The organism is Brevundimonas sp. GW821-FHT10E09, from assembly GCF_058809375.1.
The window spans coordinates 67209-83789 of sequence record NZ_JBXASO010000005.1; the positions used below are offsets into that span (position 1 = coordinate 67209).

The 16581-nt window shown below is 68.1% G+C and carries 22 protein-coding genes; 14 read left to right on the top strand and 8 right to left on the bottom strand.

Annotation, left to right across the window (positions count from 1 at the left end; all coding sequences use genetic code 11):
• Nucleotides 1–47 precede the first annotated feature (47 nt).
• Complete coding sequence (gene pdxH, locus AC1RSI_RS06125; protein ID WP_035307197.1) at nt 48–722, bottom strand: pyridoxamine 5'-phosphate oxidase; 675 nt, start codon at nt 720–722, stop codon at nt 48–50.
• Between the two features lie 178 nt (nt 723–900).
• On the opposite strand from pdxH, the gene AC1RSI_RS06130 reads away from it, so the two are divergent.
• Genes AC1RSI_RS06130 through aroC form a run of 4 tightly spaced genes read left to right on the top strand, consistent with a single transcriptional unit; the run spans nt 901 to nt 3359 of the window.
• Nucleotides 901–1635 carry a DnaJ C-terminal domain-containing protein gene (locus AC1RSI_RS06130; RefSeq protein ID WP_154726802.1) on the top strand — a complete coding sequence of 245 codons (735 nt, stop codon included), beginning with the start codon at nt 901–903 and terminating at the stop codon, nt 1633–1635.
• A 58-nt stretch (nt 1636–1693) separates the two neighbouring features.
• Nucleotides 1694–1897 (top strand): type II toxin-antitoxin system VapB family antitoxin, encoded by a 204-nt coding sequence (locus AC1RSI_RS06135; protein ID WP_008258922.1) that lies wholly within the window; start codon nt 1694–1696, stop codon nt 1895–1897.
• Entirely contained in the window at nt 1894–2265 is a 372-nt protein-coding gene (locus AC1RSI_RS06140) for a type II toxin-antitoxin system VapC family toxin (protein ID WP_154726801.1), read from the top strand. The genes AC1RSI_RS06135 and AC1RSI_RS06140 overlap by 4 nt, the downstream gene beginning before the upstream one ends.
• Nucleotides 2266–2273: 8 nt before the next feature.
• Nucleotides 2274–3359 carry a chorismate synthase gene (gene aroC / locus AC1RSI_RS06145; RefSeq protein ID WP_154726800.1) on the top strand — a complete coding sequence of 362 codons (1086 nt, stop codon included), beginning with the start codon at nt 2274–2276 and terminating at the stop codon, nt 3357–3359.
• A 26-nt stretch (nt 3360–3385) separates the two neighbouring features.
• Here the strand turns inward: aroC and AC1RSI_RS06150 are convergent, their stop codons facing one another.
• On the bottom strand, nt 3386–3529 hold the full coding sequence (locus tag AC1RSI_RS06150) for a hypothetical protein (protein ID WP_154726799.1): 144 nt from the start codon (nt 3527–3529) through the stop codon (nt 3386–3388).
• Between the two features lie 99 nt (nt 3530–3628).
• On the opposite strand from AC1RSI_RS06150, the gene AC1RSI_RS06155 reads away from it, so the two are divergent.
• Nucleotides 3629–3970 carry a VOC family protein gene (locus AC1RSI_RS06155; protein ID WP_154726798.1) on the top strand — a complete coding sequence of 114 codons (342 nt, stop codon included), beginning with the start codon at nt 3629–3631 and terminating at the stop codon, nt 3968–3970.
• Between the two features lie 6 nt (nt 3971–3976).
• Here the strand turns inward: AC1RSI_RS06155 and AC1RSI_RS06160 are convergent, their stop codons facing one another.
• From AC1RSI_RS06160 to thiE, 3 genes are all read right to left on the bottom strand, one after another.
• On the bottom strand, nt 3977–4834 hold the full coding sequence (locus AC1RSI_RS06160) for a hypothetical protein (protein WP_035307206.1): 858 nt from the start codon (nt 4832–4834) through the stop codon (nt 3977–3979).
• A gap of 43 nt (nt 4835–4877) precedes the next feature.
• Nucleotides 4878–6560 carry a sensor histidine kinase gene (locus AC1RSI_RS06165; RefSeq protein ID WP_154726797.1) on the bottom strand — a complete coding sequence of 561 codons (1683 nt, stop codon included), beginning with the start codon at nt 6558–6560 and terminating at the stop codon, nt 4878–4880.
• A gap of 73 nt (nt 6561–6633) precedes the next feature.
• Nucleotides 6634–7287, bottom strand: coding sequence for a thiamine phosphate synthase (thiE, locus tag AC1RSI_RS06170; protein ID WP_154726796.1), 654 nt, complete (start codon nt 7285–7287; stop codon nt 6634–6636).
• A 131-nt stretch (nt 7288–7418) separates the two neighbouring features.
• Between thiE and AC1RSI_RS06175 the strand changes: the two genes are divergently transcribed.
• Complete coding sequence (locus AC1RSI_RS06175; protein WP_035308943.1) at nt 7419–7604, top strand: (2Fe-2S)-binding protein; 186 nt, start codon at nt 7419–7421, stop codon at nt 7602–7604.
• Between the two features lie 138 nt (nt 7605–7742).
• On the top strand, nt 7743–8243 hold the full coding sequence (gene bfr / locus AC1RSI_RS06180) for a bacterioferritin (protein ID WP_008259683.1): 501 nt from the start codon (nt 7743–7745) through the stop codon (nt 8241–8243).
• 7 nt (nt 8244–8250) lie between these two features.
• Here bfr and AC1RSI_RS06185 read toward each other — a convergent pair whose 3' ends face one another.
• Nucleotides 8251–8973 (bottom strand): ABC transporter permease, encoded by a 723-nt coding sequence (locus tag AC1RSI_RS06185; RefSeq protein WP_154726795.1) that lies wholly within the window; start codon nt 8971–8973, stop codon nt 8251–8253.
• Nucleotides 8973–9875, bottom strand: coding sequence for an ABC transporter ATP-binding protein (locus AC1RSI_RS06190; protein WP_154726794.1), 903 nt, complete (start codon nt 9873–9875; stop codon nt 8973–8975). The genes AC1RSI_RS06185 and AC1RSI_RS06190 overlap by 1 nt, the downstream gene beginning before the upstream one ends.
• Nucleotides 9876–10004: 129 nt before the next feature.
• Between AC1RSI_RS06190 and AC1RSI_RS06195 the strand changes: the two genes are divergently transcribed.
• The 6 genes from AC1RSI_RS06195 to AC1RSI_RS06220 all read left to right on the top strand — a co-directional run bounded on the left by AC1RSI_RS06195 (nt 10005) and on the right by AC1RSI_RS06220 (nt 14183).
• Entirely contained in the window at nt 10005–10502 is a 498-nt protein-coding gene (locus AC1RSI_RS06195) for a hypothetical protein (protein ID WP_035308937.1), read from the top strand.
• The gene (locus AC1RSI_RS06200; RefSeq protein ID WP_035308935.1) at nt 10503–10745 is read left to right on the top strand and encodes a helix-turn-helix domain-containing protein; all 243 of its coding nucleotides are present in this window, start codon (nt 10503–10505) and stop codon (nt 10743–10745) included.
• Between the two features lie 55 nt (nt 10746–10800).
• Nucleotides 10801–11361, top strand: coding sequence for a tryptophan-rich sensory protein (locus AC1RSI_RS06205; protein ID WP_291755400.1), 561 nt, complete (start codon nt 10801–10803; stop codon nt 11359–11361).
• Nucleotides 11362–11460: 99 nt separating this feature from the next.
• On the top strand, nt 11461–12027 hold the full coding sequence (gene efp / locus AC1RSI_RS06210) for an elongation factor P (RefSeq protein ID WP_008264088.1): 567 nt from the start codon (nt 11461–11463) through the stop codon (nt 12025–12027).
• A 113-nt stretch (nt 12028–12140) separates the two neighbouring features.
• The gene (locus AC1RSI_RS06215) at nt 12141–12947 is read left to right on the top strand and encodes an inositol monophosphatase family protein (protein WP_154726792.1); all 807 of its coding nucleotides are present in this window, start codon (nt 12141–12143) and stop codon (nt 12945–12947) included.
• A 210-nt stretch (nt 12948–13157) separates the two neighbouring features.
• Entirely contained in the window at nt 13158–14183 is a 1026-nt protein-coding gene (locus tag AC1RSI_RS06220; RefSeq protein ID WP_154727016.1) for a glycerophosphodiester phosphodiesterase, read from the top strand.
• Between the two features lie 13 nt (nt 14184–14196).
• Here the strand turns inward: AC1RSI_RS06220 and AC1RSI_RS06225 are convergent, their stop codons facing one another.
• On the bottom strand, nt 14197–16077 hold the full coding sequence (locus tag AC1RSI_RS06225) for an ABC transporter transmembrane domain-containing protein (RefSeq protein ID WP_008259192.1): 1881 nt from the start codon (nt 16075–16077) through the stop codon (nt 14197–14199).
• Nucleotides 16078–16214: 137 nt separating this feature from the next.
• Between AC1RSI_RS06225 and rpmE the strand changes: the two genes are divergently transcribed.
• On the top strand, nt 16215–16439 hold the full coding sequence (rpmE, locus tag AC1RSI_RS06230) for a 50S ribosomal protein L31 (RefSeq protein WP_008258897.1): 225 nt from the start codon (nt 16215–16217) through the stop codon (nt 16437–16439).
• Nucleotides 16440–16581: the final 142 nt, after the last annotated feature.

The window sequence follows — 16581 nt, forward strand, 5'->3', positions numbered from 1 at the left end:
ACGCGGCCGAAGCCAGAGCGTTTCGTTCGCGCCGAACGGCCGCGACATCAAGGCCAGAGGCGTTCGCGGCTCCAGGCGTCGCCGTCGCGCGTGAAGCGCAGCCGGTCGTGCAGGCGGAATGGACGGTCGCGCCAGAATTCGACGCTTTGCGGCGTCACACGCCAGCCGGTCCAGCGTTCGGGGCGCGGCACCTCGTCGCCTTCGAACCGGGCGGTCTCGCGCGCCACGGCGCCTTCCAGCGTCGCACGCGTGTCCAGCGGACGAGACTGGTCCGAGGCCCAGGCCCCGACCCGGCTCTCGCGGGCGCGGCTGGCGAAATAGGCGTCGGCCTCTTCCTTGCTGACCGGCTGCACCTGGCCGCGCACCCGCACCTGACGCCGCAACGACTTCCAGTGGAAGGTCAGGGCGGCCACCGGACGGGCGTCCAGCTCCAGACCCTTGGCGCTCTCGCGGTTCGAATAGAAGGTGAAGCCGCGCCCATCCACATCCTTCAGCAGGACGATCCGGGCGTCAGGCATGCCGTCGGCGTCCACCGTAGACAGGGTCATGGCGTTGGAATCATTGACCTCGTGCGCCCCCGCCTCGGCCAGCCATTCGACGAACAGGCCGATGGGCTCGACCCGGTCAAAGATCGTCTCGTCGCCATTGGCGGCAAGGGCGGCGGCATAGTCGCGCGCGTACTCTTCGCGCGACGGGCTGGGCGGGATCACGGGGGGGGTCATGCGCCTGACTTAGCGCGGGACAGAGGCGGTGGAAATGATCGGGATCAAAACGGCCCCCCGGGCTCCAGTCGCGCGAGGCGCGGTAGCCCGACATGAATGGCCTCAAGGGGCGCGAAGCGCGGTAGCCCGAAAAGTTAAGTTAACCCGGCATTGACCCTAAGGCGCGAACGGTACGGGAATGAGCGCCATCCGTTCCACCTCCGACGCCGCCGCCGTTCGCGAAGCCCTGTCGATCCTGGGTCTGCACGGCGCGACCGACGCCGCCGCCCTGAAGGCCGCCTTCCGTGCAGCGGTGAAGGCGGCGCGTCCGGACCAGGCCGGCGGGGACGCCGAACGGTTCCGGCGGGTGATCGCCGCCTACCGCCTGATCCAGGCCCACGCCCCTGCCCGTCCCAGCCTGGCCGCGCCCGTCGAACGCCCCGCGCCGCGGCCGGTGCTGGGGCTCAGCCCGATGCAGGCCCTGGCCGGCGCGCGGGTCGAACTGAGGCTGGGCGCGCGCACGGTTCGGGTCGCCGTCCCGGCGGGCCTGCGCACGGGCGAGCATCTGCGGCTGAGCGGCGGCGCGACGGACGGTTCGGACCTGTATCTGGCGGTGCTGATCCGACCCGAGGACGGGCTTTCAGTCATGGGCGACGACCTGTTCATGTCCTGGCCCACCCCCTCGCGCCTGCTGGACGAAGGCGGCCGGGTCGAGATCGAAACCCATGCGGGCGCCCGCTCGGCCTGGATCACGCCGGAGATGGCGGCGCCGGCGCGGGTGCGGTTCAAGGACATGGGCCTGCCGGCGCGCGGTCCCCATCTTGCGGGCCATCTGTTCGTGACCCTGACCCCGTCGTCGGAGGCGCCCTCGGCCGCCGAGGATATGCTGGTCCGGTTCACCCGCGCCTGGGCGCCGGAGCGTCTGGCGGCCTGATCTTGAAGCGTCACATCATTGAGCGCATCATCTGGTGACGTTTTTGATGAGGCACGCCATGCGGACCACCGTGACACTCGATGACGAACTGATGGAAATGGCGGCGGAATACTCCGGTCTGTCCGAGCGGTCCGCGATCATTCGTGAAGCCCTGAAGGCGTTCGTCGCCCGCGAGGCGGCGCGTCGCCTGGCCGCCATGGGCGGAACTGACCCCAAAGCCACAGCCGCGCCTCGGCGACGCCCCGAATTGGTCGAGGAATGATCCTGGCCGACAGTTCGGTATGGATCGCGCACCTGCGATCAACAGACCAGACCCTGGTTGAGCGGCTTCGTGGCGAGGACATCCTGTGCCATCCCGCCATCATCGGTGAACTGGCCGCTGGAAACCTCGCCAACCGCCGCGTCTTTCTCAACCAACTCTCGCGATTGCCGACCGCTGTCGCCGCCTCGCACCAAGAGGTGCTGACCCTGATCGAAAAGAACCGGCTTTTCGGGATTGGCGTCGGCTATCTGGATCTTCATCTCCTCGCCTCCACCCGCCTGACGCCCGGCGCGCGGCTGTGGACACGAGATCGTCGACTGCACGACGCCGCCCGGACACTGGACCTCGCCGCCGTCCTCGACCATTAGGTGCGGCCATGTCGCACAACACCTTCGGCCATCTCTTTCGCGTGACCACCTGGGGCGAGAGCCATGGGCCGGCTATCGGCTGCGTCGTGGACGGCTGTCCGCCGCTGATCCCGCTGACCGAGGCCGATCTCCAGCCCTGGCTGGATCAGCGCAAGCCCGGCGGTTCGCGCTTCGTGACCCAGAGGCGCGAGAGCGATACGGCCCAGATCCTGTCGGGCGTGTTCGACGACGGCGAAGGCCCGGTGACCACCGGCACGCCCATCTCGATCCTGATCCAGAACGAGGACCAGCGGTCCAAGGACTATGGCGAGATCGCCCGCGCCTATCGGCCGGGCCACGCCGACTTCACCTATCAGACCAAATACGGGGTTCGTGATCCGCGCGGCGGCGGGCGGTCCTCGGCGCGTGAGACGGCCAGCCGCGTGGCGGCCGGGGCCGTCGCGCGCAAGGTGCTGGGCGACGGCGTGAAGATCCGCGCCGGCGTGGTCCAGATCGGTCCGCACAGGATCGCCCCCGAAGACATCGATTTCGACGCCGTCCACGACAATCCCCTGTTCGCCGCGTCGCGCGCCGTCGTGTCCGCGTGGGAGGCCTATCTGGACGATATCCGCAAGGCCGGGTCGTCCATCGGCGCCGTGGTCGCGCTGGAGGTCACAGGCGTGCCGGCCGGCTGGGGCGCGCCCCTGTACGGCAAGCTGGATTCCGAACTGGCCGCCGCCCTGATGTCGATCAACGCCGCCAAGGGCGTCGAGATCGGCGCCGGCTTCGCAGCCGCTGAACTGTCGGGCGAGGACAACGCCGACCAGATGCGGCTGGACCCGAACAAGCAGCCGGTCTTCCTGTCCAACCATGCGGGCGGGGTTCTGGGCGGCATATCGACGGGCCAGCCGGTGACGGCGCGGGTGGCGTTCAAACCCACCTCCTCGATCCTGACGCCGCGCCAGACCATCACCCGCGACGGCGAGGAGACCGACCTGCGCACCAAGGGCCGCCACGACCCCTGCGTCGCCCTTCGCGCCGTGCCGGTGGTCGAGGCCATGGCCGCCTGCGTCCTGGCCGACGCCCTGCTGCGCCACCGCGCCCAGGTGGGCTGACGGCCAAGGACTGAGGGGTGGGTCGATCAGCCCGGTCGGGCGCGCAGCTTTTGACTGTCCGAAACCACTGTCGGGCGGACAGGCGCGCGCTCTTCCGTTCGTGCGGCCGTCTTCTCATCCTGTCGCATCAGAGCCATCAGGCCGGTTAGACCCGTCGTCATCACGATCATCAGCGACTCCTGCAACTGCGAACCGTTTGCAGGTTTGCGCACATCCGGGCGGCGTGCAAGAGAGGTTCGTCGGTGGCGCCGCACCCCAGGAGATCACCCGTGCGTGAAGACGGAAAACTGGACTACCTCGAACTGCCCGCCGCCAGCCTGCCCGAAACCAAGGAATTCTACAGCCGGGCCTTCGGCTGGACCTTCGTCGACTACGGCCCGACCTACGCCGCCTTCGACCAGGGACTGGATGGAGGGTTCGACGCCGATCAGGCCGAGCGGACCAAGACGCCCCTGCCCATCCTTTACGCCCACGATCTGGAAGCCATGCAGGCCAAGGTCCAGGCGGCGGGCGGCGTGATCCTGAAGCCGATCTACGCCTTTCCCGGCGGCCGACGGTTCCACTTCGCCGATCCGGCGGGAACCGAAATGGCGGTCTGGTCCGAAAACTGAGATCGCCTAGCGGGCGTCGACCGACTGGGCGATCCGTTCGCCCTGTTCGCGGTCGGCGCCGTCCGGCGACGCCACCCAGACGTGGATTTCCAGCGGCGCGGTCGCACGCTGAAACAGATGCTCGATGGCCAGGCGGCGTCCGCCCTCGGTCACGACGATGGAGGCCCGTCCGCCGGCCTGGATCATCTGGCCGTCATAGATGGGAAACTGCGACGCCGGCCCCGCGTAGATCATGACCAGAACCGTGTCCCCGCGACGGACGGCGTAGATTCGGGCGTCGGCGCCGGCGCGCGACTGGGTCAGCACGGTTCCGGACGGCAGATCCAGCGTGAACGGCAAGGCGGCCATGGCCGCAGCGTCCAATCCTTGAGGCCCGACGGGCGGCGCAGGCGCGGGCCGCACGGGACTGGCCTGAACCGGCGCAGGCGTCGGCGCGGCGGTGGGGCGCTGGACGACGGGGGCGGTCGATGGAGACCGGACAGGGGTCTGCGCAGGCGGCGGCGTAACCGGCCTCTGGGCAGCGGGCCTCTGGGCAGCAGGCGTTTGGGCGGCGGGCGTCTGGGCAACAGGCGTCTGGGCCCCGGGCGTCACGGGCCGGGCGGTCGAGGCCGGCGCGCTGTTCAGGTCGCGGGTCAAGGTCGAGGGCTGGGGCGCTGGTCTGGACTGCGGGGCCGGCTCCACCCGGACGGGCGCAGGCGCAGGCGCAGGGGCGACCTGCGCGGGGGCCGAAACAGGAGCCGAGGTCGGGGCGGAGGTCGCGAACGGCGGTCCGCTGTTGAGATCGCGCGTCAGATCCGAGGCCGAGCGCGGCGTGGACGTGTCCTGCCCGGACACAAGAGCGACGGCGAGAGCGATGACGACCATGGCCGGACCATTACCCGGCGCCGAAGGAACCGCAAGCGTGCGGTCAGGCGTGCGGCAGATTCACCCAGAAGGTCGCGCCCTCGCCGGGGCTCGAGATCACGCCGATGGCGCCGCCCTGCAGTTCGACCAGTCGTTTGGCGATGGCCAGACCGACGCCGTGGCCCTCCACGCTGGATCGCTCCAGTCCCAGACGATTGAAGGGCTCGAACAGCTGCGATTGCTTCTGCGAGGACAGGCCCGGGCCGAAATCGACCACCTCGATGCGGATATGCTGGTCCGCACGAAGCGCCCGCAGAATCACCCGCCCGCCCGAGCCGCCGTATTTGAGGGCGTTGCTGGTCAGATTGTCGATCACCTGCGCCAGTCGCTGGGAATCGGCCACCGCGACCAGACCGTCGCCCTCGCAGACCACCTGCACATCCACCGACTGGGCTTCCGACCTGAGCATGGCCGCGCGCCTGACGTCTTCCAGCAGGCCGGGAATATCGGTCGGCCGCAGATCGACCTTGACCGCGCCGGACTCGGCTCGCGCCACATCGAGCAGGTCGTGGGCCAGCGCCTCCACCTGGCGCGCGGTCTTGACCAGCACGTCCGCCATTTCCGTCTGCTGGGGCGTGACAGGCCCGAGCTGGCCGGTCGACCACAGATTGCCGATGCCGATCACGCCGGCGACCGGGCTCTTGATCTCATGCGCCACATTGGCGAGCAGGCGCGACTTGGCCTCCGAGGCTCGCTCCGCCCGGACCTGCCCGGATCGCGCCCGTTCGGACAGACGGTCGCGCTCCTCCAGAAGAGCCGCGACCAGCAGGATCGGCATATAGCCGACCAGAACCTGGAGCTGGGCCGCCAGAACCTGTTCCGACCGGCTCAGGGTCTCGATATGGGGACCGTAGCCGAGCATGGCGCCCCCGACCGACAGCAGGGTGACGACCAGCAGGCTGAAGGCCGTGCCCGCGACGCCGAGTCGGACCGCGACCCCGAGCAACAAGGGGATCATCGCCACACCGATCTCAGCACGGCCGGTCAGGCCGAAGAACTGGACAGCCAGCACGCCCGCCAGCAACAGGCCGGCCTCCAACAGCGCGCCGGGGCGGGTGAGACGGGCCAGGGTGGACCAGGTCAGAGACAAGCCGAGCGTGCCTATGACGGCCAAGCCCAGCGCATGACCGAACCACCAGGTCTGAAACGTCTCCAGCACGTCGCCCGAACCGAACGGCGCCAAGGCGATCGACGCGAACACGCCCGCCGGGATCGGCGCGAGAGCCGCGGTGCAAATGAGAAACCGCGCCACGCCGTTCAGGCTGGACACGTTCAGCGTCGGGGCGAAGCGGCGCGCCAGAAGAACCGCCCCGATGATCTCCACCATGTTCGCCAGGGCGAACAGCAGGGACAGCATGGGCTTGTAGCCGGCGATCAACTCGCCGATCAGGATGCTGATCATCAGAACGGTGGCGAAGGCCACGTCGTGACGCCGCCCCCGCCCGGTCCGAAGCCAGACGGCGACCGCCACCCCGCATACGCCCCAAAGTCCCGAGATGAGCCCCAGACTATGGGCCCAGCCGATGGACACCGCCGCCAGAACAGCGACAGCCACGCCGGTCATCACGGGAATCAAGGGGTGGGCGAAGACATCGCCGCTGCTCGGCTCAGCCGCGCGCATGCGCGCGCCCGACGGCTGCGTCGGCGGCGCCGCGACATCGATGTCGAGCACACGGCTCAGGGTCATGCAGGGTCTCGAGGCGATTAATCGCACCATCAAACCATGCGGTTCCTAATATCCCCTGAAACATGGTCACATGCTAATTATTCAATCTATGATTGAAGCCCTTAACCGCTGAAGCTGGACCTGCGTCATAGGACCAGACCCCGGCGCTAACGGCGATGAAATCTGCGCCCGCACGCGCCACCTCCGCCGCCGTCTCGACGGTGATTCCGCCGATGGCGACGCAGGGCGTCTCGACGGTCTCCTGCCAGACCGTCAGGATCTCCAGACCGGGTCGGTGGACCGTCGTCTTGGTGTCGGTCGGATAGAAGGCGCCGAAGGCGACATAATCCGCCCCGCCCTCGGCCGCGTCCCAGGCCAGGTCGCGGTCGTCGTGGCAGGTCACGCCGATCATGGCGTCCGGTCCCAGGATGCGCCGCGCCTCGGCCAGCGAACCGTCCTCCTGCCCGATATGAACCCCGTCGCAGCCCGTGGCCTTCGCCAGATCGGGTCGATCATTCAGCAGGACCGCCACCCCATGACGCCGCGCGACCGGCGCCAGCCGCTCAACGGCCGCGCAAATGGCGGCGTCGTCGGCGGGCTTGAGCCGAATCTGCAGGGCGGCCACGTCGCCGGCGCCCAGGGCCTCGTCCAGGGTCGCGGCGAAGGCGTCCAGATCGGGAATCGCGGGCGGGGTGATCAGATACAGCCGGCAGGGCGGGCGATCGGGAACGGTCGGGGTTCTGGCCATGGGGCTGACTTCCCCCTCCTGCGACCATTCGTCAACGGGTCCGTCGTCGCACACCCATGCGAACGACTTGCAATCGCCTTAAGGGGTGCTATAGCGAACCATTCTCAGTCGGTGGAACGCGTAGAACTCTCGTGTACGTCTGTAACTGCAATGGTCTTCGCAAGCGGGATGTGGCCCAGGCCATCGAGGCCGGCGCCTGTCGGCCGCGCGACATCTTCGCCAGCCACCAGTGCCAGGCCCAATGCGCCAAATGCGTCTGCGAGATGCGCCAGATGATCCAGGACAGCCGCGAAGCCTTCGCTATGGCGGCTGAATAGCCCCTCGCTTGCTGCCGAAAATCACTCGCACTATCAAAGCAGTGATAAGAACTCGCAAATAAGCAGGGTCGATTTTACTGTGGTATTGCGTCGCTCGACAGACGGCGAAGGCGCCGTCGCAAGACCAAGGACACGGCCATGAAGGGCGACCCCGCTATCCTCCGCACGCTGAACGCGGTGCTCACCAACGAGCTGACGGCGGTGAACCAGTATTTCCTGCATGCGCGCATGTTCGAAAGCTGGGGTCTGGCCCACCTGGGGCACGTCATCTACGAAGAATCGATCGGCGAGATGAAACACGCCGACATGCTGATCAAACGCATCCTCTTCCTGGACGGCCTGCCGAATCTGCAGGACCTGCACAAGCTGAAGGTCGGCGAGGATCCGATCGAATGCCTGGGCGCCGACCTGCAACTGGAGCTGGACAGCCGCGTCGCGACCGCCGCCGCCGTTACCCTGTGCGAAGAGACCCGCGACTACGTCAGCCGCGACCTGCTGATGAAGATTCTGGCCGACACCGAGGAACACATCGACTTCCTCGAGAACCAGCACAAGCTGATCGAACTGATGGGCGCGCAGAACTATCTGCAGTCGGCCATGAAGGAAATCGTCACCGACAACAGCGCCACCGGCGGCTGATCGATCCTCAGCCCTCGCGGCGGGCCAGGTGGATCACCGCCGCCGCGAGGACGACGAGACCCAGACCGCCGCCCAGGGTCAAGGCGGTCTGAACGCGCCACGCCTCGGTCGCCAGGATGTTCACCGGCATCTGCCAGGGCATGAATACGCCCTCTTTCGCCGAGGTCGCCACCACGGCGAAGAAGGTTCCGCCGATGCCCAGCACAAGGCCGGGCACGAAGCTGGCGAACCGGATCGCCGTCCAGAACTGAAGGGCGATCATCAGAACGGCGGCCGCCGCGATCTTGGCCAGGATCCAGGCATGACCCGCGAGGTCCAGTCGTCCTGCCGCCGCCGCCTCCGGCTTGATGAGGCCGCCGAGGATCACGGCCCCGATCATCATGGCCAGCACGGCCGCGCTCATGATCAGCACCAGGCCGATCACGCAGACCGCCTTTGACGCATAGAGGGTCCAGCGTGGCACAGGCAGGGCGCGCAGGTGATCCCAGCTGCGCGGCCCATGCTCCATATGGGCGACCAGGGCGGTCAGGGCGGTGACGCACATGGGCATCATGAAATAGGCCCAGATCGCCGTGGCGCTGCCGATCCACCTCTCCCATTCCCAAGGCGTCTCGGACCGCAGCAGCATTGAAAAGGCGAAGACGGCGATCAGAGCCGGAGCGGTCGCGGCCAACACAAGGGCCAGTGACCGGTTCAGCTTGCGGATTTCGACGGACAGAACGGCGAGCATCAGACGGACTCCGCAAAGCGGGATTGGGACAGGGCGGAAGCGGCGCGATAGACGCCCTCCAGCGAACGGGCGCGGGCGCCGATGGCGAACACAGCCACGCCTGCGGCCACCAGTTCGCGGTTCAGAGCAGCGCAGACCTGGTCGTGATCGTTGCCGGGACGCAGCCGCGCCACCAGGCCCTCCGCGTCTTCGCTCAGGGTCAGGTCCAGCGACTGCAGCACCGCCCGCGCGCGCGCCGGGTCATCGACGCGCAAGCCGATCTCGGGCGCCAGTTCGGCCTTCAGCCTGGCCAGTTCGCCCTCGACCACCAGTCGGCCTTCGTGAATCACGCCCACGTGGGTGGCGGTCTGTTCGATCTCGCCGAGCAGATGGCTGGACAGAAGGACGGTCGCCCCCGCGCGGATCGGCAGTTCGCGCAGAAACAGGCGCATGTCGGCGATCCCGTCGGGGTCCAGCCCGTTCGTCGGTTCGTCCAGCATCAGCACCGGCGGGGCCCCCAGCAGGGCGCGCGCTATGCCGAGCCTCTGACGCATGCCCAGCGAATAGTCGCCGACCCGGCGTCCGCCGTCCCGCGTCATGCCCACGACCTCCAGCACCCTGTCGATCTCGGTCGCCGCAAGACCAAGAAGCCGGCGCGTGAGGTCCAGGTTCTCTCGTCCCGACAGGTGGGCGTAGAAGCCGTGCGCCTCCAGGAGGACGCCGATCTTGCGGGCCGCCCCCCTGCGATCCTGCGCGACGTCGACGCCGCAGACCCGAGCCACGCCCGAGGTGGGTCGCAACAGCCCGATCAGCATCTTCATCGTCGTGGTCTTGCCGGCGCCGTTGCGCCCCAGGAACCCATAGACCGCATGCTTGGGCGCCGTCATGGACACCGAGTCCACCGCACAACGACGGCCGAACATGCGCGTCAGCCCTACTGTCTCTATGGCCGCCATAACCCACCCCGCGTTTAACTCTTAGATAAAATTGCGCGAGGAGGGTTTTTAAGTCAAGATTAAAGACACGACAGGTTCAACTCCGCAGGGAAGCCCATGGCCGCCGACGATCTCGCCCGTTTTCGCCGCATGTGCCGGCAGTTTCGCTGGCTCGCGGTTTTCATGGTTTGCAGCGTCGGCGCGATCCTGGCGCTGATGTATGTGATCGTGCCGGCGGTCTTCGCCGCACGCGGAGAACACAGAGACCTCACCCTCCTGCTTCGGGAGATCGTCTGGGCCTCGCCGACGCTTCTCTACCTGTTCGCCGTCTGGTCGATCGGGTCGGCGCTGGGGCAGTTGGCCAAGGGGCGGCTGATCCAGCCGACCCTGTCGTCCGCCCTGCGTCGTGTGGGGCTGGCGCTGGGCTTCGGCGGGCTGCTCAGCGTGTTCGGCGTCACCAATCTGATGCGGCTTCTGGGCGACGAGCGGAGCAGTTGGGCCTATTTCGACGTCGCCGGCATGACCCTGGGCATGATCGGCGGCGCCCTCTTCCTTCTGGGACGGGTGATCGATCAGGCGGGCCTGCTGCAGGCCGAGATGGACGAAATGATCTGAATGCCCGTTCGCGTGACCCTGAATGATCTGATGGTCCGCAAGGGCCTGAAGGCGCGCGATGTCGCCGCCCAGGTCGGCCTGAGCGAAACCCAGTTCTCCCTGTTCCGGTCCGGCAAGGTGAAGGGCATTCGCTTCAGCACCCTGTCGCGACTATGCGCCGTTCTGGAGTGTCGCCCCGGCGATTTGCTGGACTATGATTTCGATCCGCGCGAGATGGAACCGGTCGAGCCGGAAGAGGTCTGACGGAACCGCGTCCGGTCCCGGCCATTAGATTTCGACGGGCAAGCTGGAGCGGACCATGACGGATATCGACGACGCCATTGATGATGTGCGCGACGCGGCTGTGGACCTGCTGAACAGCGAGGGGCGAAGCGCCGGGCATGTGGCCATGGGCGTCGCCCTGACGGTGGGGTTCGCCTTGCTGGCGACGGGCATAGCCTCTGGCGCGCTGAGGCCGAAACGGTCCTTGAGACAGGTTCGCGACCGCGACCTGCCGATCACCGAAAAGCCCCACGGCGCCTTCAGCCTGATCCTTCCTGCGGTGTTCTCGGCCACCACCCTGTCGGCCGTGCGTGTCTGGAACGCCCCGCCGGCGCGCGAGCGGACCAGGGCCATGGGCCTGTGGGTCGCGGCCCAGACCGTCAACGCCGTCTGGCTGGGCCTGCGCCCGTCGTCTATGTGGAAACAGGTGCTGGCGGCCATGTCGTCGGCGGGCCTGGCCGCCGCCTTCGCCCACGAGGCGCGCAAGCTGGACGAAGGGGCGGGCAAGATGGCGGCGCCGACCGGATCGGGCGTGCGGATGGGCAATCTGCTTCATCGCAAGGCGGACGACGCCTCGGGCGGCCGCAGCCTGCATTAGGCCGCCTTGCCCTTTGCCGGGGCTTCCTCTAGGGATCGCGCCCTATTCGCCACGCCCCATCCGGGCGCGTGGGCGCAACCCCATTCCCGATGTGACCCCATGAAGATCAACGGCAACACCATCAAGCCCGGCATGGTCCTGCAGCACAATGGCGGCCTGTGGGTCGTCACCAAGGCCAGCCACGTCAAGCCCGGCAAGGGCGGCGCCTTCGCCAACGTCGAGGCCAAGAACCTCGAGACCGGCAACAAGCTGAACGAGCGCTTCCGGTCGGAAGACAAGGTCGAGCGCGTGACGCTGGAGCAGAAGGACTTCTCCTATCTGTTCGACAACGGCGACAGCCTGGTCTTCATGGACGACGCCACCTACGAGCAGATCGAGCTGCAGAAGGACTGGGTCGGCGAAGAGCGCATCCCCTATCTGCAAGAGGGCATGAAGGTGATCATCGAGATGCACGAAGAGCGTCCGATCGGCCTGGAGCTGCCGGATCAGGTCGTGCTGGAAGTCGCCGAAACCGAGCCGACCGTGAAGGGCCAGACGGCCTCGTCCTCGTACAAGCCCGCCATCGCCTCGAACGGCGTGCGGATCATGATCCCGCCCTATATGTCGGCCGGTGAACGCATCATCGTCGACACGACCAGCGGCGAATACGTCCGCCGCGCGGACTAAGCCCCCCCTAAAGCCGGCCCTGGTCCAGGGTCGGTTCCCTTCTTGAACTTCTCCGCTTGTCCGGGCCCCACAGAAGGGACCTTTTCAGGACATGCGGACCAGGAGATCCGCCGATGGCCCTCGCTTCCGCCCTGCTCCAAGTCATGCTCGACGCGGTGCGCAAGACCGCACGCCCCATGCTGCGCGACTTCGGCGAGGTGTCGCAGCTTCAGGTGTCGCGGAAGGGGCCGGGCGATTTCGTCACGACCGCCGACCTGCGCGCCGAAGACACCCTGTACGAACTGCTGATGAAGGCCCGCCCGGGCTACGGCTTCCTGGGTGAAGAGCGCGGCATGATCGAGGGGACCGACAAGTCCCACACCTGGATCGTCGATCCCATCGACGGCACCACCAACTTCATGCACGCCATGCCGCATTTCGCCGTCACGGTGGGGCTGGAGCGCAGGGCGCCCGACGGTTCGAGCGAGATCGTGGCCGGCGTGACCTACAACCCCGTGATGAACGAGCTGTTCTGGGCCGAAAAGGGCAAGGGCTGCTATCTGAACGACCAGCGGATCCGCGTCGCCGGCCGTCGCGACCTGTCGGAAAGCCTGGTCGCCACGGGCCTGCCCTTCATCGGCAAGTCGGGCCACGCCCAGGCCATCAAGGACATCCACGCCATCGGCCAGCGCGTCGCCGGCATCCGCCGCCTGGGCTCGGCCGCCCTGGATTTCGCCTGGGTCGCGGCCGGCCGCTACGACGCCTATTACGAGCGCGGCCTGAAGCCCTGGGACGTGGCGGCGGGCATCCTGTTCGTCACCGAGGCCGGCGGGTCGGTGACCACCATCGAGGCGGACGGCGATCCCAAGACGGGCGTGTCGGTTCTGGCCAGCAACAGCGAACTGCATCCGCAGCTGCGCAAGGTGCTGCAGGCGTCCTGACGGTCGCACAGCCGCCTCTCCCTCCCCGACCGGGGAGGGGCGTCGCGAAGCGACGGGGTGGGGGCGGCAAGGCTGGCGCGCGATCAGGTCTGGGGGACTTCACCCTGCCCGTCCCACCCGGCTCCGCTGCGCTTCGCCCCCCTCCCCCGCAGGAGGAGGGAGAAACGCCGTCGTCATTCGGTTGTCGCGCGGCGCCCCTATCCAAGGAGCATGATCCGCGCCATCGTCACCGCCCTCGCCCTGCTCGTTGGAACGCCCGCCGTGGCCCAGCCCCTGATCATCGCCCATCGCGGCGCGTCCGGCGAACGGCCGGAGCATACGCGCGCGGCCTATCAACTGGCGATCGAACAGGGCGCCGATGTGATCGAGCCGGATCTGGTGATGTCCAGGGACGGGGTCTTCATCGACCGGCACGAGAACGAGATCGGCGGCACGACCGACGTGGCCGACCGGCCCGAGTTCGCGGATCGCAAGACCACCAAGACCATCGACGGCGCGGCCATCACCGGATGGTTCACCGAGGACTTCACCTTGGCCGAGCTGAAGACCCTGCGGGCCAGGGAGCGGCTGCCCGAGTTCCGGCCTGGCAATGTCGCCTATGACGGGCAAGAACCCATCCTGACCTTCGACGAGGTCGTGGCCATCGCGCGCGAAGCCTCCGCCCGGACCGGCCGCACCATCGGCGTGGCCCCCGAGCTGAAACACCCGACCTATTTCGCCGCCATCGGCCTGCCGATGGAGGACGCCTTCGTGGGCGAACTGGAGCGGCTGGGCCTGACTGGCGCCGACGCGCCCGTCGTCGTCCAGTGTTTCGAGGTCGGACCGCTGGAGCGGCTGTCGCAGAGGACCGACGTCCCGCTGGCGCAACTGGTCAGCGCAGCCGGCGCGCCCGAGGACCGGCTGTCGCAGACCTACGCCCAGATGATCACGCCCGAAGGCCTGAAGGCCATGGCCGCCTATGCCGACTGGATCGCGCCGGAGATGACCCTGGTCCTGCCGCGCGACGCCGAAGGCCGCACGACCGCGCCCAGCGCCCTGGTCACGGACGCCCATGCGGCGGGGCTGAAGGTGGTGATCTGGACCCTGCGGGCCGAGAACGCCTTCCTCCCGGCAGAGCGGCGGCGGGGCGAAGGGTTCGCCGACCATGGCGACATGGCGGGCTACGCCGCCGCCTTCGCGGATGCGGGTGTGGACGCCGTCTTCACCGACTTCCCGGCCCTGGCGCGATCCAGGTAGCCGGACCGCGCGTCTATCCGGCCCGGAACTGCAGTTCGGCCAGACGCGCGTAAAGTCCGCCCTTGGCCACCAGTTGGTCGTGGGTCCCCTCCTCCACCACGCGGCCGTCGTCCATGACGACGATGCGGTCGGCGCGAAGCACGGTGGCCAGGCGGTGGGCGATGACGATGGTGGTGCGCTCTTCCATGGCCTGATCGAGGGCGATCTGGACCAGGCGTTCGCTTTCGGCGTCCAGGGCGCTGGTCGCCTCATCCAGCAGCAGGATGGGCGCGTCGCGGACCAGGGCGCGGGCGATGGCCAGACGCTGGCGCTGACCGCCCGACAGGCTCTTGCCGCGTTCGCCCAGGGGGGTGTCGAAACCTTCCGGCAGGGCGTCGATGAAGCCCAGGGCCTGGGCCTTGTCGGCGACGGCGCGGGCCTCTTCCAGGGTGGCGGTCTCGCGGCCGAAGCGGATGTTCTCCAGGGCCGAACCCGAGAACAGCGGCGTCTCCTGCGACACCCAGGCGAAGCGGTCGCGCACGGCGACGGGATCGGCCTGACGCACGTCGACGCCGTCGACCGAGACCACGCCGGTCTGGGGATCATAGAAGCGCAGCAGCAGGCGGAAGACGGTGGACTTGCCCGCCCCCGACGGACCGACCAGGGCCACGGTCTCGCCCGGCCGCACGGTCAGGCTGAAACCCTTCAGGGCGGGCAGGTCGGGACGGCCGGGGTAGGAGAAGCCGACGGCGGACATGGACACCTCGCCGCGCGGCGGCGACGGCAAGGTGACAGGCTGGGCCGGCGGGGCGATGTCGGGCGTGGCCTGCATCAGCTCCTCGATCCGCTCCATGGCGCCGGCGGCCTTCTGGACATCGCCCCAGCTCTCGCCCAGGGCGCCGACCGCCCCGGCGGCGAAGACCGACAGCAGCACGAACTGAAGCAATGCGCCGGGCGTCATCACCCCCGCCACCACGTCCAGCGCCCCCAGCCACAGCACCAGGGTGACGCCGCCGAACATGACGATGATGATCAGGGCGGTCATCCAGGCTCGCGCCCGCATCCGGGTCAGGGAGGCGGCGAAGGCGTCCTCGACGGCCGCGCCGAAGCGGGCGATGGCGCTGCGTTCGCGGCCGAAGGCCTGAACGGTCTCGATGGCGTCCACGCTCTCGCCGGCGAAGCCGACGGCGTTGGCGAACCGGTCCTGAGAGGCGACGGTCAGTTTGCGCACCCGGCGGCCGAAGATGAAGATGGGGCCCAGCAGGAAGGGCACGATCAGCATGACCAGACCCGTCAGCTTGGGGCTGACGAAGAACAACAGGGCGACCCCGCCGATCAGGGTCAGGAAGTTGCGCAGGGCATAGGAGACCGAGGTGGTCATCAGGGTCTCGACCAGGGCGATGTCGGTCGTCAGGCGCGACAGCACCTCGCCGGTGCGCATATGGGCGTAGAAGGACGGGTCCAGCGTCAGGATGCGGCCGAACAAGCCCTTGCGGACATCGGCGATGACGCGCTCGCCCGTGCGGGTGACGTAGAAATAGCGGGCGGCGGTGGCCAGGCCCAGGAACAGGGCGTTGGCGCCCAGCAGCAGGAACCACCGGTTCAGATTGGCGCCGCCGGCCTCGAACCCATGGTCGATGGCCCCGCGGGCCAGGACCGTCAGCCCCAGCGAGGCGGTGGTGGACAGCAGCAGCCAGAAGACCGCCATCAGGGCATGGCCCTTGTGGCGCATGGCGAAGGGGATCAGGCGGGCCAGGGGGCGAATGTCGCGGCGTTTGGCGCGTTTCTCGCCCGCCTCGGACATCTGCTCCATCAAAAGGGCCCCGGCGCTGGGTCGGCCTTCGGCCGTTCCGACGCCGGAGGCGCGCCCCGAAACGGCGGCGGAACGGGCGGGAGCGGCGGTTTGATCGGTCATTGCGCCCGCCTCTTGCCCCGGAACGCCCCCCGGTGTAAACGCCCCGCTCTTTCCCGCTGACTCTTTCGGCGGGATTCTCAATTTCACGCGCACCGACGGTCGGCATCGTCACCGCGCCAGAGACCGGACGACGACCAATGAAGGCCGATACGCACCCCGACTATCACTTCATCACCGTGGTGATGACGGATGGCACCTCGTACCAGACCCGCTCGACCTACGGTAAGGAAGGCGGCACGCTGAACCTGGACATCGATCCGCTGACCCACCCGGCCTGGACCGGCGGCAACGCCCACCTGCTGGACCGCGGCGGCCGCGTTTCGCGCTTCAACAACAAGTTCGCCGGCTTCATCAAGAAGTAGGCGCGTCCTGGCTGCGACACGTTGCAGCATTTGGGCAGCAATCGGCTCATGAAGAGCGCCGGTCCCGGGACCGGCGCTTTTTGTTTGCCGGGAACATCGGTAACATAAGCGGCGTTCGCACATACGGCGAAGCAAGGGCGTC

Bases quoted from the DNA above. Each gene is read 5' to 3' on its own strand.
- pdxH (WP_035307197.1), bottom strand. From the start codon at position 722: ATGACCCCCCCCGTGATCCCGCCCAGCCCGTCGCGCGAAGAGTACGCG.
- AC1RSI_RS06130 (WP_154726802.1), top strand. From the start codon at position 901: ATGAGCGCCATCCGTTCCACCTCCGACGCCGCCGCCGTTCGCGAAGCC.
- AC1RSI_RS06135 (WP_008258922.1), top strand. From the start codon at position 1,694: ATGCGGACCACCGTGACACTCGATGACGAACTGATGGAAATGGCGGCG.
- AC1RSI_RS06140 (WP_154726801.1), top strand. From the start codon at position 1,894: ATGATCCTGGCCGACAGTTCGGTATGGATCGCGCACCTGCGATCAACA.
- aroC (WP_154726800.1), top strand. From the start codon at position 2,274: ATGTCGCACAACACCTTCGGCCATCTCTTTCGCGTGACCACCTGGGGC.
- AC1RSI_RS06150 (WP_154726799.1), bottom strand. From the start codon at position 3,529: ATGATCGTGATGACGACGGGTCTAACCGGCCTGATGGCTCTGATGCGA.
- AC1RSI_RS06160 (WP_035307206.1), bottom strand. From the start codon at position 4,834: ATGGTCGTCATCGCTCTCGCCGTCGCTCTTGTGTCCGGGCAGGACACG.
- AC1RSI_RS06165 (WP_154726797.1), bottom strand. From the start codon at position 6,560: ATGACCCTGAGCCGTGTGCTCGACATCGATGTCGCGGCGCCGCCGACG.
- thiE (WP_154726796.1), bottom strand. From the start codon at position 7,287: ATGGCCAGAACCCCGACCGTTCCCGATCGCCCGCCCTGCCGGCTGTAT.
- bfr (WP_008259683.1), top strand. From the start codon at position 7,743: ATGAAGGGCGACCCCGCTATCCTCCGCACGCTGAACGCGGTGCTCACC.
- AC1RSI_RS06185 (WP_154726795.1), bottom strand. From the start codon at position 8,973: ATGCTCGCCGTTCTGTCCGTCGAAATCCGCAAGCTGAACCGGTCACTG.
- AC1RSI_RS06190 (WP_154726794.1), bottom strand. From the start codon at position 9,875: ATGTTCGGCCGTCGTTGTGCGGTGGACTCGGTGTCCATGACGGCGCCC.
- AC1RSI_RS06195 (WP_035308937.1), top strand. From the start codon at position 10,005: ATGGCCGCCGACGATCTCGCCCGTTTTCGCCGCATGTGCCGGCAGTTT.
- AC1RSI_RS06200 (WP_035308935.1), top strand. From the start codon at position 10,503: ATGCCCGTTCGCGTGACCCTGAATGATCTGATGGTCCGCAAGGGCCTG.
- AC1RSI_RS06205 (WP_291755400.1), top strand. From the start codon at position 10,801: ATGACGGATATCGACGACGCCATTGATGATGTGCGCGACGCGGCTGTG.
- efp (WP_008264088.1), top strand. From the start codon at position 11,461: ATGAAGATCAACGGCAACACCATCAAGCCCGGCATGGTCCTGCAGCAC.
- AC1RSI_RS06215 (WP_154726792.1), top strand. From the start codon at position 12,141: ATGGCCCTCGCTTCCGCCCTGCTCCAAGTCATGCTCGACGCGGTGCGC.
- AC1RSI_RS06220 (WP_154727016.1), top strand. From the start codon at position 13,158: ATGATCCGCGCCATCGTCACCGCCCTCGCCCTGCTCGTTGGAACGCCC.
- AC1RSI_RS06225 (WP_008259192.1), bottom strand. From the start codon at position 16,077: ATGACCGATCAAACCGCCGCTCCCGCCCGTTCCGCCGCCGTTTCGGGG.
- rpmE (WP_008258897.1), top strand. From the start codon at position 16,215: ATGAAGGCCGATACGCACCCCGACTATCACTTCATCACCGTGGTGATG.